The sequence below is a fragment of the Natronospira bacteriovora genome (assembly GCF_030848495.1).
Classification (GTDB): Bacteria; Pseudomonadota; Gammaproteobacteria; order Natronospirales; family Natronospiraceae; genus Natronospira; species Natronospira bacteriovora.
The window spans coordinates 55,096-76,266 of record NZ_JAVDDT010000008.1 but is presented as its reverse complement, the minus strand read 5'-3'; the positions used below and the strand labels follow the sequence as shown (position 1 = coordinate 76,266).

General features: G+C 61.2%; 24 protein-coding genes. All 24 read left to right on the top strand.

Features of this window, described 5'->3' with window-relative positions; all coding sequences use genetic code 11:
- Positions 1-40: 40 nt before the first annotated feature.
- A complete protein-coding gene (gene rpoB, locus RBH19_RS11720) occupies positions 41-4,183 on the top strand; it encodes a DNA-directed RNA polymerase subunit beta (protein ID WP_306729046.1) in 4,143 nt (1,380 codons plus the stop codon).
- 64 nt (positions 4,184-4,247) lie between these two features.
- Positions 4,248-8,465 (top strand): DNA-directed RNA polymerase subunit beta', encoded by a 4,218-nt coding sequence (gene rpoC, locus RBH19_RS11715; RefSeq protein ID WP_306729045.1) that lies wholly within the window; start codon positions 4,248-4,250, stop codon positions 8,463-8,465.
- Between the two features lie 254 nt (positions 8,466-8,719).
- Positions 8,720-9,094 carry a 30S ribosomal protein S12 gene (rpsL, locus tag RBH19_RS11710; RefSeq protein ID WP_306729044.1) on the top strand — a complete coding sequence of 125 codons (375 nt, stop codon included), beginning with the start codon at positions 8,720-8,722 and terminating at the stop codon, positions 9,092-9,094.
- 35 nt (positions 9,095-9,129) lie between these two features.
- Positions 9,130-9,600 carry a 30S ribosomal protein S7 gene (gene rpsG, locus RBH19_RS11705; RefSeq protein ID WP_306729043.1) on the top strand — a complete coding sequence of 157 codons (471 nt, stop codon included), beginning with the start codon at positions 9,130-9,132 and terminating at the stop codon, positions 9,598-9,600.
- Positions 9,601-9,633: 33 nt separating this feature from the next.
- Positions 9,634-11,733 (top strand): elongation factor G, encoded by a 2,100-nt coding sequence (fusA, locus tag RBH19_RS11700; protein WP_306729042.1) that lies wholly within the window; start codon positions 9,634-9,636, stop codon positions 11,731-11,733.
- Between the two features lie 44 nt (positions 11,734-11,777).
- Entirely contained in the window at positions 11,778-12,968 is a 1,191-nt protein-coding gene (gene tuf / locus RBH19_RS11695; RefSeq protein ID WP_306729041.1) for an elongation factor Tu, read from the top strand.
- A gap of 52 nt (positions 12,969-13,020) precedes the next feature.
- The gene (rpsJ, locus tag RBH19_RS11690; protein ID WP_306729040.1) at positions 13,021-13,332 is read left to right on the top strand and encodes a 30S ribosomal protein S10; all 312 of its coding nucleotides are present in this window, start codon (positions 13,021-13,023) and stop codon (positions 13,330-13,332) included.
- 201 nt (positions 13,333-13,533) lie between these two features.
- The gene (gene rplC / locus RBH19_RS11685; RefSeq protein WP_306729039.1) at positions 13,534-14,178 is read left to right on the top strand and encodes a 50S ribosomal protein L3; all 645 of its coding nucleotides are present in this window, start codon (positions 13,534-13,536) and stop codon (positions 14,176-14,178) included.
- A gap of 9 nt (positions 14,179-14,187) precedes the next feature.
- The gene (gene rplD, locus RBH19_RS11680; RefSeq protein ID WP_306729038.1) at positions 14,188-14,799 is read left to right on the top strand and encodes a 50S ribosomal protein L4; all 612 of its coding nucleotides are present in this window, start codon (positions 14,188-14,190) and stop codon (positions 14,797-14,799) included.
- Complete coding sequence (gene rplW, locus RBH19_RS11675) at positions 14,796-15,095, top strand: 50S ribosomal protein L23 (protein WP_306729037.1); 300 nt, start codon at positions 14,796-14,798, stop codon at positions 15,093-15,095. The genes rplD and rplW overlap by 4 nt, the downstream gene beginning before the upstream one ends.
- 33 nt (positions 15,096-15,128) lie before the next feature.
- Complete coding sequence (rplB, locus tag RBH19_RS11670; protein WP_306729036.1) at positions 15,129-15,959, top strand: 50S ribosomal protein L2; 831 nt, start codon at positions 15,129-15,131, stop codon at positions 15,957-15,959.
- 21 nt (positions 15,960-15,980) lie between these two features.
- Positions 15,981-16,253, top strand: a complete 273-nt coding sequence (gene rpsS / locus RBH19_RS11665) for a 30S ribosomal protein S19 (RefSeq protein WP_306729035.1) — start codon at positions 15,981-15,983, stop codon at positions 16,251-16,253.
- 13 nt (positions 16,254-16,266) lie between these two features.
- Complete coding sequence (gene rplV, locus RBH19_RS11660) at positions 16,267-16,599, top strand: 50S ribosomal protein L22 (protein ID WP_306729034.1); 333 nt, start codon at positions 16,267-16,269, stop codon at positions 16,597-16,599.
- Between the two features lie 12 nt (positions 16,600-16,611).
- Positions 16,612-17,286, top strand: a complete 675-nt coding sequence (rpsC, locus tag RBH19_RS11655) for a 30S ribosomal protein S3 (RefSeq protein WP_306729033.1) — start codon at positions 16,612-16,614, stop codon at positions 17,284-17,286.
- A gap of 11 nt (positions 17,287-17,297) precedes the next feature.
- On the top strand, positions 17,298-17,711 hold the full coding sequence (gene rplP, locus RBH19_RS11650; RefSeq protein WP_306729032.1) for a 50S ribosomal protein L16: 414 nt from the start codon (positions 17,298-17,300) through the stop codon (positions 17,709-17,711).
- Complete coding sequence (gene rpmC / locus RBH19_RS11645) at positions 17,712-17,909, top strand: 50S ribosomal protein L29 (protein WP_306729031.1); 198 nt, start codon at positions 17,712-17,714, stop codon at positions 17,907-17,909.
- On the top strand, positions 17,909-18,175 hold the full coding sequence (gene rpsQ, locus RBH19_RS11640; protein ID WP_306729030.1) for a 30S ribosomal protein S17: 267 nt from the start codon (positions 17,909-17,911) through the stop codon (positions 18,173-18,175). The genes rpmC and rpsQ overlap by 1 nt, the downstream gene beginning before the upstream one ends.
- Positions 18,176-18,239: 64 nt before the next feature.
- Entirely contained in the window at positions 18,240-18,608 is a 369-nt protein-coding gene (gene rplN / locus RBH19_RS11635; RefSeq protein WP_306729029.1) for a 50S ribosomal protein L14, read from the top strand.
- A gap of 19 nt (positions 18,609-18,627) precedes the next feature.
- Entirely contained in the window at positions 18,628-18,945 is a 318-nt protein-coding gene (gene rplX / locus RBH19_RS11630) for a 50S ribosomal protein L24 (RefSeq protein ID WP_306729028.1), read from the top strand.
- A gap of 13 nt (positions 18,946-18,958) precedes the next feature.
- Positions 18,959-19,498, top strand: coding sequence for a 50S ribosomal protein L5 (gene rplE, locus RBH19_RS11625; protein WP_306729027.1), 540 nt, complete (start codon positions 18,959-18,961; stop codon positions 19,496-19,498).
- Between the two features lie 14 nt (positions 19,499-19,512).
- On the top strand, positions 19,513-19,818 hold the full coding sequence (rpsN, locus tag RBH19_RS11620) for a 30S ribosomal protein S14 (RefSeq protein WP_306729026.1): 306 nt from the start codon (positions 19,513-19,515) through the stop codon (positions 19,816-19,818).
- Positions 19,819-19,842: 24 nt separating this feature from the next.
- Positions 19,843-20,241: a 30S ribosomal protein S8 gene (gene rpsH / locus RBH19_RS11615; RefSeq protein WP_306729025.1), complete on the top strand. Its 399-nt coding sequence runs from the start codon at positions 19,843-19,845 to the stop codon at positions 20,239-20,241.
- A gap of 19 nt (positions 20,242-20,260) precedes the next feature.
- Complete coding sequence (rplF, locus tag RBH19_RS11610) at positions 20,261-20,797, top strand: 50S ribosomal protein L6 (protein WP_306729024.1); 537 nt, start codon at positions 20,261-20,263, stop codon at positions 20,795-20,797.
- A 13-nt stretch (positions 20,798-20,810) separates the two neighbouring features.
- Complete coding sequence (gene rplR / locus RBH19_RS11605) at positions 20,811-21,164, top strand: 50S ribosomal protein L18 (RefSeq protein ID WP_306729023.1); 354 nt, start codon at positions 20,811-20,813, stop codon at positions 21,162-21,164.
- Positions 21,165-21,171 lie beyond the last annotated feature (7 nt).

Below are 21,171 nucleotides of genomic sequence, written 5' to 3'. Positions count from 1 at the left end.
TTGATTCAACGGAAGTCCGAAAGCGCTGAGGATACCCCAGATGGCCTATTCTTTCACCGAGAAGAAGCGCATCCGCAAGGATTTCGCCAAGAGTCCTGCTGTGCTGGAAGCCCCTTTCCTGCTCCAGACCCAGCTGGATTCTTTTCGTCAGTTTCTCCAGTTGGAGCGCAAAGCCGCCGATCGCCAGGAGCAGGGTCTCCAGGGCGCATTCAGGTCGGTTTTCCCGATTACCAGCTACTCGGGCAATGCTGCCCTGGAGTATGTGAATTACCGCCTCGGTGATCCCGTATTCGACGTCAACGAGTGCAAGCTGCGCGGCATGACCTACGCGGCGCCGCTGCGCGTGCTCGTTCGTCTGGTGATCTACGACAAGGATGCCCCTGCCAGCAAACCCCGCGTCAAGGACGTGCGGGAGCAGGAAGTCTACATGGGCGAAATGCCGCTCATGACCGACACCGGCACCTTCGTGATCAATGGCACCGAGCGCGTGATCGTGAATCAGCTGCACCGTTCGCCCGGTGTCTTCTTTGATCACGACAAGGGCAAGACGCATTCCTCGGGCAAGGTGCTCTATTCCGCCCGGGTCATCCCCTATCGTGGTTCCTGGCTGGACTTCGAATTCGATCCCAAGGATTCGATCTTCGTGCGCATCGACCGTCGCCGCAAGCTGCCGGCGACCATTCTGCTGCGTGCTCTGGGTTACAACGACCAGCAGATCCTGGATATCTTCTTCGAGAACAACCGTTTCGTCTTTGCCAAGGGCGAGGTAAAGCTGGACCTGGTGCCCGAGCGGCTGCGTGGTGAAACCGCGGCTTTCGATATCAAGGCCAAGGGCAAGGTGGTTGTCGAGCAGGGTCGTCGTGTAACCGCCCGCCACATCCGCGAGCTCGAGAAGGCGGGTGTGAAGTCCCTGGTCGTGCCCCAGAGTTACCTGGAAGGCAAGATTCTGGCGTCTGACGTGGTGGAGCCGGATACCGGTGAGCTGCTGGCCAAGGCCAACGACGAGCTCACCGCCGAACTGGCCGAGAAGCTGATCGAGGCCGGCGTCAAGGAAATCCAGACCCTCTACGTCAACGATCTGGATCACGGCCCCTATATTTCCAACACCCTGCGCATCGATCCCACCCGGACCCAGCTTGAGGCCCTGGTGGAGATCTATCGCATGATGCGTCCCGGTGAGCCGCCGACCAAGGACGCGGCCGAGAATCTCTTCCACAACCTGTTCTTCACCGACGACCGCTATGACCTGTCACCGGTCGGTCGCATGAAGTTCAACCGCCGCCTCATGCGTGATCAGGAGACGGGGCCGGGTGTGCTCTATGACAAGACCTATTTCGAGAGCCTCGGTACCGATGCCGCCAAGGCGCTGCTGGCGTCCCAGGGTGACGAATCCGACATCCTGGATGTACTGCGTGTTCTGATTGACATCCGCAACGGCAACGGTTCCACCGACGACATCGACCATCTGGGCAACCGTCGCGTGCGCAGCGTGGGCGAAATGGCCGAGAACGCCTTCCGCATTGGCCTGGTGCGTGTGGAGCGTGCCGTTCGCGAACGCCTGGCCCTGGCGGACTCCGAGGGGCTGATGCCCCAGGAGTTGATCAACGCCAAACCGGTGGCGGCGGCCGTGAAGGAGTTCTTCGGCTCCAGCCAGCTGTCCCAGTTCATGGATCAGAACAACCCCCTCTCCGAGGTGACGCATAAGCGCCGCGTCTCCGCTCTCGGTCCGGGTGGTCTGACCCGTGAGCGCGCCGGCTTTGAAGTCCGTGACGTGCACCCGACTCATTACGGCCGGGTTTGCCCGATTGAAACGCCGGAAGGCCCGAACATCGGTCTGATCAACTCCCTGTCCGTCTACGCCCGCACCAACCAGTACGGCTTCCTGGAGACGCCCTACCGCAAGGTGGAGAACGGCAAGGTCAGCGACAAGGTGGAATACCTGTCCGCCATCGAAGAAGGCCGTTACGTGATCGCCCAGGCCAACGCCCGTCTGGACAAGCAGAACCGTTTCGTCGACGACCTGATTTCCTGTCGTCACCAGGGCGAGTTCAGCATGTCCACGCCGGATCGCGTGGAATACATGGACGTGTCGCCGAAACAGACCGTTTCCGTGGCCGCGGCGCTGCTGCCCTTCCTGGAGCACGATGACGCCAACCGCGCCCTCATGGGTTCCAACATGCAGCGCCAGGCGGTGCCGAACCTCAAGACCCAGAAGCCGCTGGTCGGTACCGGCATGGAACGTCTGGTGGCCCGTGATTCGGGTGTCTGCGTGGTGGCCCGTCGCGGTGGCACCGTGGATTATGTGGACGCCAGCCGCATCGTGGTGCGGGTCAATGATGACGAGGCCGGTGATGATGAGGCCGGTGTCGACATCTACAACCTGACCAAGTACACCCGGTCCAACCAGAACACCTGCTACAACCAGCGTCCGCTGGTGCAGCAGGGCAATGTGATTGCCCGGGGCGACATTCTTGCCGACGGTGCCTCCACCGACATGGGTGAGCTGGCCCTGGGGCAGAATTTCCGCGTGGCCTTCATGCCCTGGCATGGTTATAACTTCGAGGATTCCATCCTCATCTCCGAGCGCGTGGTGCAGGAAGATCGTTTCACCACGGTTCACATCGAGGAACTCACCTGTGTGGCTCGGGATACCAAGCTGGGTACCGAGGAAATCACCAGTGATATTCCCAATGTGAGCGAGTCCGCCCTGGCCAAGCTGGATGAGTCCGGTATTGCGTATATCGGTGCGGAAGTGCGCTCCGGCGACATCCTCGTCGGCAAGGTCACGCCCAAGGGCGAGACCCAGCTGACGCCGGAAGAGAAGCTGCTGAGGGCAATCTTCGGGGAGAAGGCCTCGGACGTGAAGGACACTTCCCTGCGTGTGCCTTCCGGCATGGACGGCACGGTCATCGACGTGCGGGTGTTCACCCGGGATGGCGTCGAGAAGGATGAGCGTGCCCTGTCCATCGAGCAGTCCGAGCTGGAAGCGGTCCGCAAGGACATTCGTGACCGCCGCCGTATTCTCGAGAACGACATCTTCTCCCGCGTGGAGAAGCTGCTCACCGGCAAGGTGGCCGAGGGCGGTCCCAAGGGCCTGAAGGCGGGTGCCAAGATCACCGCCAGCTACCTGCAGGACGTGCCCCAGGAGAAGTGGTTCGAGATCCGCCTGCGCAACGATGACGCCAACGCCCAGCTGGAGCGCATGGCGCAGCGTCTGAAGGAGCAGAACGAGGAGTTTGATCGCTACTTCGAGGACAAGAAGCGCAAGATCACCGCGGGTGACGACCTGGCCCCGGGTGTCCTCAAGATGGTCAAGATCTATCTGGCTGTGAAGCGCCGCTTCCAGCCGGGTGACAAGATGGCCGGCCGTCACGGTAACAAGGGTGTGGTCTCCATGATCGTGCCGGTGGAAGACATGCCCTACGACGAGCGTGGCGAGCCCATTGATGTGGTGCTGTCGCCGCTGGGCGTGCCGTCTCGAATGAACATCGGCCAGATCCTGGAAACCCATCTGGGCTGGGCGGCCAAGGGTCTTGGTGAGCGCATCGGCGAAATGCTGGAGCGGCAGGCCAAGGTCAAGGAGCTGCGCGACTTCCTTGACAAGATCTACAACGCCTCCGGTCAGACGGTGGATCTCAAGAGCCTCAGTGATGAAGAGGTGCTCGAGCTGAGCCGCAACCTGGTGGACGGTGTGCCCATGGGTACGCCCGTGTTCGATGGTGCCAACGAACGTGAGATCAAGGATCTGCTCAAGCTGGCCGAGCTGCCGGAGAGTGGTCAGGCCACTCTGTACGACGGCCGCACCGGCGACAGCTTTGATCGGCCAATCACCGTTGGCTACATGTACATGCTCAAGCTGAACCATCTGGCCGACGACAAGATGCACGCCCGTTCCACCGGCCCCTACAGCCTGGTGACCCAGCAGCCGCTGGGCGGCAAGGCCCAGTTCGGTGGCCAGCGCTTCGGTGAGATGGAGGTCTGGGCCCTGGAAGCCTACGGGGCGGCCTATACCCTCCAGGAGATGCTTACCGTGAAGTCGGATGACGTGAACGGCCGGACCAAGATGTACAAGAACATCGTGGATGGTGATCACCGCATGGAGGCCGGCATGCCCGAGTCCTTCAATGTGCTGGTCAAGGAGATCCGGTCCCTTGGCATCAACATCGAACTGGAGCAGGACTGAGATCAGCGACTGATCATCGGTTCACGGATTCAGAGCTCGAGCCTGTATAGAGGCGGGAGACAGCATGAAAGATCTACTGAGACTGCTTAAGCAACAAGGTCAGGTCGAGGACTTCGATGCCATTCGCATTGCGCTGGCCTCACCCGACATGATCCGGTCCTGGTCCTATGGCGAAGTGAAGAAGCCGGAGACCATCAACTACCGGACCTTCAAGCCCGAACGTGATGGCCTGTTCTGCGCCAAGATCTTCGGGCCCGTGAAGGACTACGAGTGCCTTTGCGGCAAGTACAAGCGCCTCAAGCATCGTGGCGTGGTGTGCGAGAAGTGCGGCGTGGAAGTGACCCTGTCCAAGGTGCGTCGTGACCGCATGGCCCACATCGAACTGGCCAGCCCGGTGGCGCACATCTGGTTCCTCAAGTCGCTGCCGTCCCGCATCGGCCTGATGCTGGACATGACCCTGCGTGAAATCGAGCGGGTGCTCTATTTCGAGGCCTTCGTGGTCATCGATCCGGGCATGACCCCGCTGGAGCGCGGTCAGCTTTTGTCCGACGAGGCCTATCTGGAAGCCATTGAAGAGCACGGTGACGATTTCGATGCCCGCATGGGCGCCGAGGCCGTTGCCGAAATGCTCAAGTCCATCGATCTGGAAGCGGAAATCCGCACCCTGCGTGAAGAGATCGAGGGCACCAACTCCGAGTCCAAGATCAAGCGCCTGTCCAAGCGCCTGAAGATCATGGAGTCCTTCCACGAGTCCGGCAACAAGCCGGAGTGGATGGTGATGGAGGTGCTGCCGGTGCTGCCGCCGGATCTGCGTCCGCTGGTGCCCCTGGACGGTGGCCGTTTTGCCACCTCCGACCTGAACGATCTGTACCGTCGGGTCATCAACCGCAACAACCGCCTCAAGCGCCTGCTGGAGCTCAACGCCCCGGACATCATCGTGCGCAACGAAAAGCGCATGTTGCAGGAATCCGTGGACGCCCTGCTGGACAACGGTCGTCGTGGTCGTGCCATCACCGGCTCCAACAAGCGCCCGCTCAAGTCCCTGGCGGACATGATCAAGGGCAAGCAGGGCCGTTTCCGGCAGAACCTGCTGGGCAAGCGCGTGGACTACTCCGGTCGTTCCGTGATCGTGGTGGGTCCGACGCTCAAGCTGCATCAGTGCGGTATTCCGAAGAAGATGGCGCTTGAACTGTTCAAGCCCTTCATCTTCTCCAAGCTGCAGCTGCGGGGCATGGCCACGACCATCAAGGCCGCCAAGAAGATGGTGGAAAAGGAAGGTCCCGAGGTCTGGGACATCCTGGAAGAGGTGATTCGCGAGCATCCGGTGATGCTGAACCGCGCACCCACGCTCCACCGTCTCGGCATCCAGGCTTTCGAGCCCGTGCTGATTGAAGGCAAGGCCATCCAGCTGCATCCGCTGGTCTGTACCGCCTACAACGCCGACTTTGACGGTGACCAGATGGCCGTGCACGTGCCGCTTTCCCTGGAAGCCCAGCTGGAAGCCCGTGCCCTTATGATGGCGTCCAACAACATTCTGTCGCCGGCTTCCGGCGAGCCCATCATCAACCCGTCCCAGGACGTGGTGCTGGGCCTGTACTACATGACCCGTTCCCGGGTGAACGCCCGTGGCGAAGGCATGGTCTTCACCGATGTGGCCGAAGTCCATCGTGCCTACCACAGTGGTCAGGTGGATCTGCAGGCCAAGGTGAAGGTTCGGGTGCCGGACTACGAGCGCCAGAAGGACGGCAGTCTGGTCAAGCGCCTGCGCCTGCTGGAGACCACCGTGGGTCGTTCCCTGCTTTCCGAAGTGCTGCCCGAAGGCCTGCCCTTCGAGCTACTGAACAAGGCGCTGGACAAGAAGGCGATCTCCGCCATCATCAATGCCTGCTACCGCGAAGTGGGTCTCAAGGAGACCGTGGTCTTCGCCGACCAGGTCATGTACATCGGCTTCAGCTATGCCACCCGCGCCGGTGTTTCCATCGGTGCCGACGACATGGTGGTGCCGCCGGAGAAGGAAGAAATCCTGGCCCGCGCCGAGGCCGAGGTGAAGGAGATCGAGGACCAGTACGCCTCCGGTCTCGTCACCCAGGGCGAGCGCTACAACAAGGTGGTCGACATCTGGTCCCGCACCAACGAGCAGGTGGCCAAGGTGATGATGGATCAGCTTGGCAAGGAAGACGTGACCGATGCCGAGGGCAAGACGGTCAAGCAGGAATCCTTCAATTCCATCTACATGATGGCCGATTCCGGCGCCCGTGGTTCCGCCGCGCAGATTCGTCAGCTGGCCGGCATGCGTGGCCTGATGGCCAAGCCGGACGGCAGCATCATCGAAACGCCCATTACGGCCAACTTCCGTGAAGGCCTGAACGTGCTTCAGTACTTCATTTCCACTCACGGTGCCCGTAAGGGTCTGGCGGATACCGCTCTGAAGACCGCCAACTCCGGTTACCTGACCCGTCGCCTGGTGGATGTCTCCCAGGACATGGTCGTGGTGGACGAGGACTGTGGCACCGAGGATGGTCTGGAAATGCGTCCCATCGTTGAGGGCGGGGACGTGGTCGAGTCGCTCAAGGAGCGGGTATTGGGCCGCAACCTGGCCGCGCCGGTTTACAAGCCGGGCTCGGACGACATCCTCTTTGATCGCAACGAGATGCTCGACGAGAAGAAGGTCGAGATGCTCGAAAACATGGGTGTGGATTCCGTCCTGGTTCGTTCGCCGGTGACCTGTGACACCCGTTACGGTGTCTGCGCCAAATGCTACGGTCGTGACCTGGCCCGTGGCCATGAGGTCAACGAGGGTGAGGCCGTGGGCGTGATCGCGGCCCAGTCCATCGGTGAGCCGGGTACCCAGCTCACCATGCGGACCTTCCACATCGGTGGTGCTGCCTCTCGCTCCGTTGCCGTGAGCAACGTGGAAGTGAAGGGTGACGGTTCCGTCCGTCTCGAAAACGTCAAGTCGGTCCAGCACCGCGACGGGCATCTGGTGGCCATCTCCCGCTCCGGCGAAATCGCCGTGGCCGATGATTACGGCCGCGAGCGCGAGCGCTACAAGATTCCCTACGGTGCGGCTCTTATGGTGCAGGACGGTGCCGAGGTCAAGGCTGGCCAGATCGTGGCCGAGTGGGATCCCCACACCCACCCGATTGTCACCGAGGTGAAGGGCAAGCTGGTCTTCAGCGACTTCATCGAGGGCATGACGGTGAACCGTGAGACCGACGAAATCACCGGTCTGAGCAGCACGGTCATCATTGATCCCAAGCAGCGCAGCTCCCAGGCCAAGGATCTGCGCCCGATGATCAAGCTGGTGGACGAGAAGGGCAAGACCGTCAATATTCCGGGCACCGACATCCCCGCGGCCTATGTGCTGCCGGGCGGCGCCATCGTGAGTGTGGAAGACGGTGCCCAGGTGGACGTGGGTGATGTGCTGGCCCGTATTCCCCAGGAATCCGGCAAGACCCGTGATATCACCGGTGGTCTGCCCCGGGTGGCCGACCTGTTCGAGGCCCGCCGGCCCAAGGAGGCCTCCATCCTGGCCGAGTACACCGGCACGGTCTCCTTTGGCAAGGAGACCAAGGGCAAGAACCGCCTGGTCATCACGGACGAAGAGGGTGAGAGCCACGAGCTGCTGATCCCGAAATGGCGTCAGATCAACGTGTTCGAGGGTGAGCACGTGACCCGCGGCGAAGTGGTCGCCGACGGCGAGCCGAACCCCCACGATATCCTGCGCCTGCTGGGCTCCAAGGAGCTCACCAACTACCTGGTGCAGGAGATCCAGGACGTCTATCGCCTTCAGGGGGTGAAGATCAACGACAAGCACATTGAGGTGATCGTTCGCCAGATGCTGCGCAAGGTGGAGATCACCGAGCCGGGTGACAGCCGCTATCTGCGTGGCGAGCAGGCCGAGGAGTCCCGTGTTCTGGAGGTGAATGAAGAGCTGGAGAAGGAGGGCAAGGTTCCGGCCAAGTTCGACCGAATCCTGCTCGGCATCACCAAGGCCTCCCTGGCTACCGAGTCCTTCATCTCCGCGGCCTCCTTCCAGGAGACCACCCGGGTGCTCACCGAAGCCGCCGTGCGCGGTGCCCGTGACGACCTGCGCGGTCTGAAGGAAAACGTGATTGTGGGGCGCCTGATCCCGGCCGGATCGGGCCTGGCCTACCACAAGGATCGCCGCCGTCAGCGCCACCAGGCGGAAGACATGATGGTGGCGGAGCTGTCCGAGGCCATGACGGCGGAATCCGCCGAACAGGCCGAGGGGAGCGCCGGGGAGAGCGACGAGAACTAGGGAGTCGGGGCGTTCCTGCTTGACAGGGCTGCCCGCTCTCCTTAGAATTCCCGCCCTTAACTCGGAATTCCATGGCCCCCGCCCACGGCGGGGGTCTTTGACTCCAAACCGGTTTCGCTGTATCCGGGCCGGTTCGGAGCCGGTGAAGCCGTGACGGGAGTTGGCCGCGGGGCCAGCTTCTGCGCGGACGTTTTTGTATTTCAGCCGGGAGCCTGCAAGGCCCCGGGCAAGATACGGTCAAAGAGAGAAATCGTATGACGACCATCAACCAGCTTGTGCGCAAGCCCCGGCGTCGGCCGGTCGAGAAGAGCGACGTGCCTGCCCTGCAGGCCTCGCCGCAGAAACGCGGTGTCTGCACCCGCGTGTACACGACCACGCCGAAGAAGCCGAACTCCGCCCTGCGGAAAGTCGCCCGTGTCCGTCTCACCAATGGCTACGAAGTCAGTAGCTACATCGGTGGCGAGGGTCACAACCTTCAGGAGCACTCCGTGGTCCTGATTCGTGGCGGCCGAGTGAAGGACCTGCCGGGTGTGCGTTATCACACCGTGCGCGGTGCCCTGGACTGCGCCGGCGTCAACGATCGCCGTCAGGGTCGTTCCAAGTACGGCGCCAAGAAGCCGAAGTCCTGATCCAGCACCTAATCAAGAGAATCGGGTAACAAGTCATGCCGAGAAGAAGAGAAGTTCCGAAGCGCCAGGTCCTCCCGGATCCGAAGTTCAGCAGCGAACTGCTGGCGAAGTTCGTCAACATGGTCATGGTTGATGGCAAGAAGTCCGTCGCCGAGCGTGTGGTCTATGGCGCGCTGGATCATGTTCAGGAAAAGAAGGGTGCGGATGCCCTCGAACTGCTGGAAAAAGCGTTGGAAAACGTCCGCCCCATGGTGGAGGTGAAGTCCCGCCGCGTGGGTGGTGCCACCTATCAGGTGCCCGTGGAAGTGCGTCCGGTGCGCCAGATGGCCCTGGCCATGCGCTGGACCATCGACGCCGCCCGCGCCCGCAGTGAGAAATCCATGGATGAGCGCCTGGCCGGTGAGCTTCTTGAGGCAAGCGAGAACCGCGGTGCTGCGGTTCGCAAGCGGGAAGACGTGCATCGCATGGCAGAGGCCAACAAGGCCTTCTCCCATTTCCGCTGGTAAATTCACGAAGACTGATACGTAGAGGTTCTACCCGTGCCACGCAAGACCCCAATTGAGCGCTATCGGAATATCGGCATCATGGCGCACATCGATGCCGGTAAGACCACCACCACTGAGCGCATCCTGTTCTACACCGGCATTTCCCACAAGATCGGGGAAGTGCACGAAGGTGCTGCCGTGATGGACTGGATGGAGCAGGAGCAGGAGCGTGGTATCACCATTACCTCTGCTGCGACCACCACGTTCTGGCAGGGCATGGACCAGCAGTATGACCAGCACCGTATCAACATCATTGATACGCCCGGTCACGTGGACTTCACCATCGAGGTGGAGCGCTCCCTGCGCGTGCTGGACGGTGCGGTCGCGGTCTTCTGTGCCGTTGGCGGTGTCGAGCCCCAGTCCGAAACGGTCTGGCGTCAGGCCAACAAGTACGAAGTGCCCCGCATGGCCTTCGTCAACAAGATGGACCGTGCCGGTGCCAACTTCCTGCGCGTGGTCGAGCAGATCAAGACCCGCCTGGGTGCGACCCCTGTTCCGATTCAGCTGCCCATCGGCGCCGAAGAAGACTTCGCCGGTGTCATTGATCTCATCCGCATGAAAGCGATTTACTGGGATGAGGACAACATGGGCACCACCTACAAGGCGGACGAGATTCCCGACAACCTGAAGGCCGAGGCCGACAAGTATCGGGAGCAGATGGTCGAGGCGGCTGCCGAGGGCTCCGAAGAGCTGATGGAGAAGTACCTGGAAGGTGGCGAGCTGACCAGCGACGAGATTCGCGCTGGCCTGCGTGCCCGCACCATCAACAACGAGATCATCCTGGCCCTGTGTGGTACCGCCTTCAAGAACAAGGGCGTGCAGGCCCTGCTGGATGCCGTGATCGAGTTCATGCCCTCGCCGGTGGACGTGCCGCCCGTGGAAGGCATCCTGGACGATGGCAAGGACACCCCGGCCAAGCGCCACCCGCGTGACGACGAGCCTTTCTCTGCGCTGGCCTTCAAGATTGCCACCGATCCGTTCGTGGGCAATCTGACCTTCTTCCGTTGCTACTCCGGCGTGCTGAATTCCGGCGACCAGGTCTACAACCCGGTCAAGGGCAAGCGTGAGCGCATCGGCCGTCTGCTGCAGATGCACTCCAACAACCGGGAAGAGATCAAGGAAGTACGTGCCGGTGATATCGCCGCCGCCGTGGGCCTCAAGGAAGTGACCACCGGTGACACGCTCTGCAGCAAGGATGAGGTCATCACGCTGGAGCGGATGGAGTTCCCGGAGCCGGTGATCGCCGTTGCCGTGGAGCCCAAGTCCAAGGCCGACCAGGAAAAGATGGGTGTGGCGCTGCAGAAGCTGGCCCAGGAAGACCCGTCCTTCCGGGTGCGTACCGACGAGGAGTCCGGTCAGACCATCATTTCCGGGATGGGCGAGCTGCATCTGGACATCATCGTTGACCGCATGCTGCGCGAGTTCAAGGTGGAAGCCAACGTGGGTAACCCCCAGGTGGCCTACCGCGAAACCATTCGCAAGTCGGTGGAGCAGGAGGGCAAGTTCGTCCGTCAGTCCGGTGGTCGTGGTCAGTATGGTCACGTGCACCTGCGCATCGAGCCCCAGGAGGCCGGTGCCGGTTACGAGTTCGTCAACTCCATCGTGGGTGGTGTGGTTCCGAAGGAATACATCCCGTCCGTGGACAAGGGTATCCAGGAGCAGATGGAAAATGGCGTGATTGCCGGTTATCCGGTGGTTGACGTCAAGGTGACCCTGTATGACGGCTCCTACCACGATGTGGACTCCAACGAGATGGCCTTCAAGATCGCCGGCTCCATGGGCTTCAAGGAAGGCGCCCGCAAGGCCGATCCGGTATTGCTTGAGCCGATGATGAAGGTCGAGGTCGTCACCCCCGAGGATTACATGGGTGACGTGATGGGCGACATGAGCCGTCGCCGTGGCACGGTCAAGGCCATGGAAGACGTGCCGGCCGGCAAGCTGCTGCGGGCCGAAGTGCCGTTGTCCGAGATGTTCGGCTACGCCACCGACCTGCGCTCGGCTACCCAGGGTCGTGCCAGCTACACCATGGAGTTCTCGCATTATTCCGAGGCTCCCTCCAGTGTGGCCGACGAACTGATCAAGAAGGCTTCCTGAATCAGGTAGTTTTTTAATCATTGAATCAAAGCTGAGGTGTAACCGTGTCCAAGGAAAAGTTTGAAAGAACAAAGCCGCATGTAAACGTTGGAACGATTGGTCACGTTGACCATGGCAAGACGACGCTGACGGCGGCGCTGACGAAAGTGGCGGGTGCTTCCCACGGTGGCGAATTCCGCGACTACGGTGATATTGACAATGCACCGGAAGAGCGTGAGCGCGGTATTACCATTGCCACCGCGCACGTGGAGTACGAGTCCAACGCGCGTCACTACGCCCACGTTGACTGCCCGGGCCACGCTGACTATGTGAAGAACATGATCACGGGTGCGGCGCAGATGGACGGTGCGATTCTGGTGGTGAGCGCGGCCGACGGCCCCATGCCCCAGACCCGTGAGCACATTCTGCTGAGCCGTCAGGTTGGCGTGCCGGCGATTCTGGTGTTCCTGAACAAGGCGGACATGGTGGATGACGCCGAGCTTCTGGAGCTGGTGGAGATGGAAGTTCGCGAGCTTCTGAGCGAGTACGACTTCCCTGGCGACGACACCCCGATCATCACCGGTTCCGCGCTGAAGGCGCTGGAAGGTGACGAGTCCGACATCGGCATTCCGGCCATCAACAAGCTGCTGGACGCCCTGGACGAGTTCATTCCGGAGCCGGAGCGTGCCATTGACGGCACCTTCCTGATGCCGGTGGAAGACGTGTTCTCCATTTCCGGCCGCGGCACCGTGGTGACGGGCCGTATCGAGCGCGGCGTGGTGAACGTGGGTGACGAAGTGGAAATCGTGGGTATCCGCGAGACCACCAAGACCACCGTGACCGGCGTTGAGATGTTCCGCAAGCTGCTGGACCAGGGCATGGCGGGCGACAACGTGGGCGTGCTGCTGCGCGGCACCAAGCGTGACGACGTTGAGCGTGGCCAGGTTCTGTCGAAGCCGGGTTCCATCACCCCGCACACCAAGTTCGAGTGTGAGGTGTATGTGCTGAGCAAGGACGAGGGTGGTCGTCATACCCCGTTCTTCAACGGCTATCGCCCGCAGTTCTACTTCCGCACCACGGACGTGACCGGTGCCTGTGAACTGCCGAGCGGCACCGAGATGGTGATGCCGGGTGACAACGTCAAGATGACGGTGACCCTGATTGCGCCGATCGCCATGGAAGACGGTCTGCGTTTTGCGATCCGTGAAGGCGGCCGCACCGTGGGTGCCGGCGTCGTCTCCAAGATCATCGACTAATCGAACGAGGGCGGGCCTTCGGGCCCGCCCTGCTCGTTGAGGCAATATTAAGATGGCGAACCAGAATATTCGTATCCGGCTGAAGGGCTTCGATCATCGTCTGATCGACCGCTCTGCCCAGGAAATCGTCGAGACGGCCAAGCGTACCGGTGCCCAGGTACGTGGCCCGATTCCGCTGCCGACTCGCAAGGAAAAGCACACGATCCTGATCTCCCCCCACGTCAACAAGAAGGCGCGGGATCAGTACGAGATCCGGACCCACAAGCGGCTGATGGACATCGTGGATCCCACCGACAAGACGGTGGATGCCCTGATGCGCCTGGACTTGGCCGCCGGCGTGGACGTGCAGATCCAGCTGAACTGAACGACGCAAATCCGCGTCATTCAGGGGTTTTATTGGGGTCCGCTTGGTGGTATGATAGCGGGCTCTTTTGGGCCCGGTGCAGGGCAAGCCTGTGCCGGGTCTGTGTTTCCGGGGTTTCCCCGGGGATTCCGCCGACTGGCGGGTGAATTTGCGTGCAGCGTCGGTCAATCGTAATCGGCGTGGTGAACGAGGACAGGAAAGATGGCTATTGGTGTTGTAGGACGGAAATGCGGCATGACCCGCGTTTTCACCGACGACGGCGCGTCGCTGCCCGTTACGGTGATCGAGGTCGAGCCCAACCGGATTACCCAGATCAAGTCGGTCGACTCCGACGGCTACCGCGGCGTGCAGGTCACGACCGGCACCCGTCGCGCCAGCCGTGTCACCAAGCCCATGGCCGGTCACTTCGCCAAGGCGAATACCGAGGCCGGCCGGGGCGTGTGGGAGTTCCGCCTCGCTGACGGTGAAGGCGAAGAGCTGGAGCTGGGTGGTGAGATCCGCGTCGACATTTTCGAGGCAGGTCAGTCCGTTGATGTGACCGGCACCTCCATTGGTAAGGGTTACGCGGGCACCATCAAGCGCCACAACTTCCGTGGCCAGCGCCAGACCCACGGTAACTCGCTTTCCCATCGTGTTCCCGGTTCCATCGGTCAGAACCAGACCCCCGGTCGCGTGTTCAAGGGCAAGAAGATGTCCGGCCACATGGGTAATGTGCGCCGCACCACCCAGAGCCTGGAAGTGGTTCGGGTGGATGCCGAGCGCAACCTGATCCTGGTCAAGGGCGCCGTCCCGGGCTCGAAGGGCTCGGATGTGCTGATTCGCCCCGCGATCAAGTCGGCGAGCTAAGGAGGTCTCATGGAACTTCAGGTACAAAAAGCCTCCGGCCAGGAAAAGCTGACCGTTTCGGAAGCCGCTTTCGGTCGTGAGTTCAACGAAACGCTGGTCCATCAGGTGGTCGTTGCCTATCTGGCCGCCGGCCGTGCTGGCACCCGCGCCCAGAAGACCCGCGCCGAAGTGCGTGGCGGTGGCCGCAAGCCCTGGCGCCAGAAGGGCACCGGCCGTGCCCGTGCCGGCACCATCCGCAGTCCCCTGTGGCGCAGCGGTGGCAAGGTTTTCGCGGCTGAGCCCCAGGACCACAGCCAGAAGGTCAACAAGAAAATGTACCGGGCCGCCATCCGCTCCATCCTGTCGGAGCTGGTGCGTCAGGAACGCCTGGTGGTGACCGAAGAGTTCAATCTGGAAGAGCCCAAGACCCGCGCCATGGTGGCGAAGTTGAAGGAGCTTGGTCTCGACAACGTGCTGATCGTGACGGATGAGGTGACTGAAGCGCTTTACCTCTCCGCCCGCAACCTGCCCAAGGTGGATGTGCGCGACACGGCAGCCGTTGATCCCGTCTCCCTGGTCGGTTTCGACAAGGTGCTGATGACGGTTCCCGCCCTGCGTCGTATCGAGGAGTGGTTGGCATGAATCAGGAACGCCTTATGACCGTGCTGCTCGGTCCGCACGTCTCTGAAAAGAGCACCAATGTGGCCGACGCGCACAATCAGGTGGTTTTCAAGGTTCGCCGTGATGCCACCAAGACAGAGATCCGCAAGGCGGTCGAGAAGCTGTTCGAAGTGCAGGTCGACAAGGTCCGTGTCGTGAGACAGAAGGGCAAGATCAAGCGCTTTGGTACCCAGTACGGTCGTCGTCAGGACTGGAAAAAGGCCTATGTGTCGCTCCAGCCTGGTCAGGATATTGATTTCATGGGTGGCGCCGAGTAATCGGCTGCCCGAATCGGATAGGGATTCGAAGTCATGGCACTTAAGAAAGCGAAACCGACTTCACCCGGCCGCCGCTTTGTTGTTCAGGTCAAGAACGACGAGCTGCACCGAGGCGAGCCTTATGGTCCGCTGGTCGAGAAGAAGCACAGCACGGGTGGTCGCAACAGCGCCGGCCGTACGACCATGCGCCATCGGGGTGGCGGTCACAAGCGCCGCTACCGCGTCGTGGATTTTCGTCGCAACAAGGACGATATTCCGGCTCGCATCGAGCGGCTGGAATACGACCCGAACCGCAGTGCCCATCTGGCGCTGGTGCTGTATCGGGACGGCGAGCGGCGCTACATCATCGCGCCCCGTGGTCTGAAGGCCGGTGACGAGATCCAGTCCGGCGATCGCGCTCCGATCAAGACCGGCAACACGCTGCCGCTGCGCAATATCCCGGTGGGTAGCACGGTTCATTGTGTGGAGCTTCGCCCGGGCAAGGGTGCTCAGCTCGCCCGCTCGGCCGGTACCGCGGTGCAGCTGTTGGCGCGGGAAGGTGCCTACGCCACCATCCGTCTGCGTTCCGGTGAAATGCGCAAGGTGCACATTGAGTGCCGCGCCACCATCGGCGAAGTCGGGAACCAGGAGCACAGCCTCCGCCAGCTCGGCAAGGCCGGCGCCAACCGCTGGCGCGGCTTCCGCCCGAAGACTCGCGGTGCAGCCATGAACCCGGTGGATCACCCCCATGGTGGTGGTGAAGGCCGAACCTCTGGTGGTCGCCATCCGGTGTCGCCGTGGGGTCAGCCCACCAAGGGTTACAAGACGCGGCATAACAAGCGTACGGACAACATGATCGTGCGTCGTCGCAAGCTCAAGAAATAAACGAATCGAGAGGGTAGGAACGTGCCACGTTCAATCAGCAAAGGTCCATTCGTTGATCCGCATCTGGCCAAGAAGGTCGAAGCGGCTGCTGCGAGCAACGATCGTCGCCCGATCAAGACCTGGTCCCGTCGGTCCATGGTGACTCCCGATATGGTGGGTCTGACCATCGCGGTCCACAACGGGCGTCAGCATATGCCGGTCCTGGTCTCCGAAAACATGGTCGGGCATAAGCTCGGCGAATTCGCCCTGACTCGTACCTACAAGGGTCATGCGGCGAACAAGAAGTCGAAATAAGAGGTAGCGAGCCATGCAGGTAAGCGCAAAACTCCGGTTCGCCAGGATCTCGCCGCAGAAATGCCGGCTGGTTGCGGACCAGGTGCGGGGTAAGCCCGTCGCCCAGGCCCTTCAGATCCTGGAGTTCAGCCCCAAGAAGGCGTCGCACATCGTGCGCAAGCTGCTTGAATCGGCGATTGCCAATGCCGAGAACAATGAAGGCGCCGACGTGGATGAGCTGAAGGTGGATCGCATCATGGTGGACGAGGGCCCGACGATGAAGCGGTTCAAGCCGCGTGCCAAGGGCCGCGCCGACCAGATTCTCAAGCGTACCAGCCACATCACGATTTCCGTGGCTGACGAGTGAAGGTGATTTGACATGGGTCATAAGGTTCATCCAACAGGCTTCCGTCTTGGCGTCGCTACCGACTGGACGGCCAAGTGGTACGCGGAAGGTGGTGAGTTCGCTGATACGCTGCTCGACGATCTGAAGCTGCGCGACTACATCAAGAAGAAGCTGTCGCATGCCTCCGTCAGCCGGATTCAGATCGAACGCCCGGCGAAAAGTGCGCGTGTGACCATTCACACCGCACGTCCGGGCATCGTGATCGGCAAGAAGGGTGAGGACATCGAGAAGCTGCGCAAGGAACTGTCCGACATGATGGGCATGGACGTGCGCGTGAACATCTCCGAAGTTCGCAAGCCCGAGCTGGATGCCCAGCTGGTGGCGGAAAGCATCGCCCAGCAGCTTGAGCGCCGCATCATGTTCCGTCGCGCCATGAAGCGCGCCGTGGGCAATGCCATGCGCCTGGGTGCGGAAGGGATCAAGGTACGCGTGGCCGGCCGTCTCAACGGCGCCGAGATTGCGCGTAGCGAATGGTACCGGGAAGGCCGTGTGCCGCTGCACACGATGCGTGCCGAGATTGACTACGGCTTCGCCGAGGCGAAGACCACCTACGGCATCATCGGCGTGAAGACCTGGATTTTCAAAGGCGAGGTTCTGGATCCGAGTACGATCGGACAGGCCCCGGCCGATGACAAGGCTCGTAAGTAGGAGACGCTGTCATGTTGCAGCCGAAGCGGACAAAGTTTCGAAAACAGCACAAAGGCCGCAACCGGGGCGTAGCCCAGGCCGGCAACGCGGTTTCGTTTGGTGAGTTTGGTCTCAAGGCCACCACGCGCGGCCGCATTACCGCTCGCCAGATCGAGGCGGCTCGTCGTGCGATTACGCGTCACGTGAAACGTGGCGGCAAGATCTGGATCCGGATTTTTCCGGACAAGCCCATTACCAACAAGCCCCTGGAAGTTCGCATGGGTAAGGGTAAGGGTAATGTGGAGTACTGGGTGGCCCAGATCCAACCCGGTCGTGTGCTCTACGAGATGGAAGGTGTGAGCGAAGAGCTGGCCCGCGAGGCGTTCCGCCTGGCTGCGGCCAAGCTTCCGGTGCAGACCACCTTCGTGACCCGGCAGGTGATGTAAATGAAAGTCTCTGAACTGCGGAACAAGAATTCGGAAGAGCTGGCCAAAGAGCTCATGGAGCTGCGCAAGGAGCAGTTCAATCTGCGCATGCAGCAGGCTACCGGTCAGCTGAGTCGTCCCGATCAGGTCGGCAAGGTCCGCCGCAACATTGCGCGGATCAAGACTGTGCTGAACGAACAGAAGGCGGGTGAACAGTAATGAGCGAGAACACCGCACAGACTCCGCGTACCGTGACTGGTCGCGTCGTTAGCTCCAAGGCGGACAAGACGATTACCGTCTACATCGAGCGTCGCGTGGCTCATCCGCTGTATGGCAAGTACATTCGCCGCAGCACCAAGCTGCTGGCGCATGATGAAGAAAACGCGTGCCGTGAGGGTGACCTGGTCTCCATCGCGGAATGCCGGCCGCTCTCCAAGCGGAAGAGCTGGCGGCTGCACGAAATCGTGGAAAAGGCTTCGGACTGATCCGAGGCGTGTCGAGTTGGCCGGCTGGCCTGGGCAATAGGCCGACTGAGTAGGGGATAGAGCAATGATCCAGATGCAGACACTGCTGGACGCCGCAGACAACAGCGGGGCACGTAGCCTTCGCTGCATCAAGGTGCTGGGCGGTTCCAAGCGTCGCTACGCGCGGATCGGTGACATCATCAAGGTGAGTGTCAAGGAAGCCATTCCGCGTGGTCGCGTGAAGAAAGGTGAGGTTTACAACGCCGTTGTCGTCCGTACCCGTAAGGGTGTGCGTCGTCCTGACGGTTCGCTGATCCGCTTTGACACGAATGCGGCGGTGCTGCTTAACGCACGCCTCGAGCCGATCGGCACCCGTATCTTCGGGCCGGTGACCCGCGAGCTGCGTACTGACCAGTTCATGCGTATTGTCTCGCTTGCCCCCGAAGTACTGTGAGCGAACGGAGAGTTTGACGATGAAGCGTATCAAGAAAGGCGACGATGTGATCGTCATTGCGGGCAAGGACAAGGGCCGTCAGGGCACCGTTCTGCGCGTCGTTGATGACGAACGCCTCGTGGTCGAAGGCGTGAATGTCGCGAAAAAGCACCAGAAGGCGGATCCGAACCGCGGTCAGGGTGGTGGCATCATTGACAAGGAAATGCCGATTCATATTTCCAACGTCATGGTGTTCAACCCGGTGACCAAGAAGGGTGACCGGATCGGCATCAAGACCCTGGAAGACGGGCGCAAGGTGCGGATTTTCAAGTCCACCAACGAAGTGGTCGATGTCTGAGCAGGTGAACCCGATGGCGAGATTGAAACAGCTTTACAACGAGAAGCTCCGGGAACAGATCCAGAAGGATCTGGGCCTCGAGAACCCAATGCAGGTTCCCCGGGTCACCAAGATCACCATCAACATGGGTCTGGGTGAAGCCGTTGGCGACCGCAAGGTGCTGGAGCACGCCGTTGACGACCTGGCCAAGATTACCGGTCAGAAGGCGATTATCACCAAGTCCCGAAAGTCGGTCGCCGGGTTCAAGATCCGTGATGGCTGGCCGATCGGCGCCAAGGTGACGCTGCGTCGCGAGCGCATGTACGAATTCCTGGACCGTCTCATCAATGTGGCGATTCCGCGTATTCGTGACTTCCGTGGTCTGAATGCCAAGGCCTTTGATGGTCGCGGCAACTACAGCCTCGGCGTGCGCGAACAGATTATTTTCCCGGAAGTCGAGTACGACAAGGTCGACGCCGTGCGTGGTATGGACATCACCATTACCACCACTGCCGAGAACGACGAACAGGGCCGCGCCCTGCTGTCTGCCTTCAACTTCCCGTTCAAGAACTGAGTAGGGGCTGAGAGATGGCCAAGAAGTCCATGATCGAACGCGAACGCCGCCGCGCCAAGCTGGTGGAGCAGTACGCCGCCAAACGCGCCGAACTGAAGCGGATCATTCGTGATCAGAATGCCAGCGAGGAAGAGCGGGAAGCCGCTGTTGAGAAGCTGGCCAAACTGCCGCGTAACAGCAGCCCGGTGCGAATTCGCAATCGCTGCCGTGTCACCGGCCGCCCCAATGGCTACTACCGCAAGTTCGGTCTTGGTCGCAACAAGCTCCGTGAAGCCGCCATGCGCGGTGATATTCCGGGCCTGGTCAAGTCCAGCTGGTAAGCGCTTGGAACGAGGAAGAACGCAATGAGTATGACTGATCCTATCGCTGACATGCTGACCCGGATCCGGAACGCCCAGCGTGCCGGCAAGGCCACCGTCAGCATGCCGTCGTCCAAGCAGAAGAGCGCGGTTGCTCAGGTGCTCAAGGATGAAGGCTATATCGCTGGCTTTGCCGTCAGTGAAGAGGCCGGCAACAAGAAGACCATGGAAGTGACCCTCAAGTATTACGAGGGAGAGCCGGTGATTTCCCGCATTGAGCGGGTATCCCGCCCCGGTCTTCGAGTTTTCCGTGGTCGCGACGAACTGCCCCGAGTGGACGGCGGTCTGGGCGTGGCCATTGTTTCCACCTCCAAGGGGGTGGTAAGCGACCGTGTCGCCCGCGAGGCCGGCAACGGTGGTGAAGTAATCTGTTTCGTCTCGTAACTGACGCAGGGTTTTAGCGATGTCCAGGATTGCAAATGCACCGGTCACCCTGCCCGCTGGCGTGGAGTTCAAGCTGGATGGCGGAAATCTCGCCATCAAGGGCCCCAAGGGTGAACTGAAGACTCCGCTCCATCCGGATGTGACTGTGGAGCAAGAGGACAAGAGCCTGAAAGTGGCTGTCCGCACGGCGGGCGACCGCAAGCAGGTGGCGATGGCGGGTACGACCCGTGCGCTTTTGAACAACATGGTGGTGGGTGTGTCCCAGGGTTTCGAGCGCAAGCTCGAACTGATCGGGGTGGGCTACCGCGCTCAGAGCAAGGGCAAGTCCCTGAACCTGACGCTGGGTCTGTCCCATCCGGTGGACTACCCGGTGCCGGAAGGCATCACCATTGAAACGCCCAGCAACACCGAAGTGGTGATCAAGGGCGTTGACAAGCAGAAGGTGGGCCAGGTTGCGGCTGAAATCCGCGCCTTCCGTCCGCCGGAGCCCTATAAGGGCAAGGGTATCCGATATTCGGATGAACGCGTGGTCCGTAAAGAGGCCAAGAAGAAATAACGGTAGGTGAGCAATGGATAAGAAGACGGCTCGCATGCGTCGTGCGCGGAAAGCCCGCGCCAGGATCCGGCACATCGGTGCTCATCGCCTGAGCATCCATCGGACCCCGCGGCACATATATGCACAGGTTATTGCACCTGAGGGCGATCGTGTGGTGGCTGCGGCTTCCACGGTGGAACCGGATCTGCGCAAGTCGCTGAAAGGCACCGGCAATATCTCGGCGGCGGAAGCCGTGGGCAAGGCCATTGCCGAAAAGGCAAAGGCTGCCGGTATCAGTGAAGTGGCTTTTGATCGTTCCGGTTTCCGCTATCACGGTCGCGTGAAGGCGCTGGCCGATGCAGCGCGCGAAAGCGGTTTGGAATTCTGAACAGGTA

Bases quoted from the DNA above. Each gene is read 5' to 3' on its own strand.
- rplC (WP_306729039.1), top strand. From the start codon at position 13,534: ATGGCTATTGGTGTTGTAGGACGGAAATGCGGCATGACCCGCGTTTTC.
- rpoB (WP_306729046.1), top strand. From the start codon at position 41: ATGGCCTATTCTTTCACCGAGAAGAAGCGCATCCGCAAGGATTTCGCC.
- rpsC (WP_306729033.1), top strand. From the start codon at position 16,612: ATGGGTCATAAGGTTCATCCAACAGGCTTCCGTCTTGGCGTCGCTACC.
- rpsG (WP_306729043.1), top strand. From the start codon at position 9,130: ATGCCGAGAAGAAGAGAAGTTCCGAAGCGCCAGGTCCTCCCGGATCCG.
- rpmC (WP_306729031.1), top strand. From the start codon at position 17,712: ATGAAAGTCTCTGAACTGCGGAACAAGAATTCGGAAGAGCTGGCCAAA.
- rpsL (WP_306729044.1), top strand. From the start codon at position 8,720: ATGACGACCATCAACCAGCTTGTGCGCAAGCCCCGGCGTCGGCCGGTC.
- rplD (WP_306729038.1), top strand. From the start codon at position 14,188: ATGGAACTTCAGGTACAAAAAGCCTCCGGCCAGGAAAAGCTGACCGTT.
- rplP (WP_306729032.1), top strand. From the start codon at position 17,298: ATGTTGCAGCCGAAGCGGACAAAGTTTCGAAAACAGCACAAAGGCCGC.
- rpsJ (WP_306729040.1), top strand. From the start codon at position 13,021: ATGGCGAACCAGAATATTCGTATCCGGCTGAAGGGCTTCGATCATCGT.
- rplW (WP_306729037.1), top strand. From the start codon at position 14,796: ATGAATCAGGAACGCCTTATGACCGTGCTGCTCGGTCCGCACGTCTCT.
- rplR (WP_306729023.1), top strand. From the start codon at position 20,811: ATGGATAAGAAGACGGCTCGCATGCGTCGTGCGCGGAAAGCCCGCGCC.
- rplE (WP_306729027.1), top strand. From the start codon at position 18,959: ATGGCGAGATTGAAACAGCTTTACAACGAGAAGCTCCGGGAACAGATC.
- rpsQ (WP_306729030.1), top strand. From the start codon at position 17,909: ATGAGCGAGAACACCGCACAGACTCCGCGTACCGTGACTGGTCGCGTC.
- rpoC (WP_306729045.1), top strand. From the start codon at position 4,248: ATGAAAGATCTACTGAGACTGCTTAAGCAACAAGGTCAGGTCGAGGAC.
- rpsN (WP_306729026.1), top strand. From the start codon at position 19,513: ATGGCCAAGAAGTCCATGATCGAACGCGAACGCCGCCGCGCCAAGCTG.
- rplX (WP_306729028.1), top strand. From the start codon at position 18,628: ATGAAGCGTATCAAGAAAGGCGACGATGTGATCGTCATTGCGGGCAAG.
- rpsH (WP_306729025.1), top strand. From the start codon at position 19,843: ATGAGTATGACTGATCCTATCGCTGACATGCTGACCCGGATCCGGAAC.
- rplB (WP_306729036.1), top strand. From the start codon at position 15,129: ATGGCACTTAAGAAAGCGAAACCGACTTCACCCGGCCGCCGCTTTGTT.
- rplN (WP_306729029.1), top strand. From the start codon at position 18,240: ATGATCCAGATGCAGACACTGCTGGACGCCGCAGACAACAGCGGGGCA.
- rplF (WP_306729024.1), top strand. From the start codon at position 20,261: ATGTCCAGGATTGCAAATGCACCGGTCACCCTGCCCGCTGGCGTGGAG.
- rplV (WP_306729034.1), top strand. From the start codon at position 16,267: ATGCAGGTAAGCGCAAAACTCCGGTTCGCCAGGATCTCGCCGCAGAAA.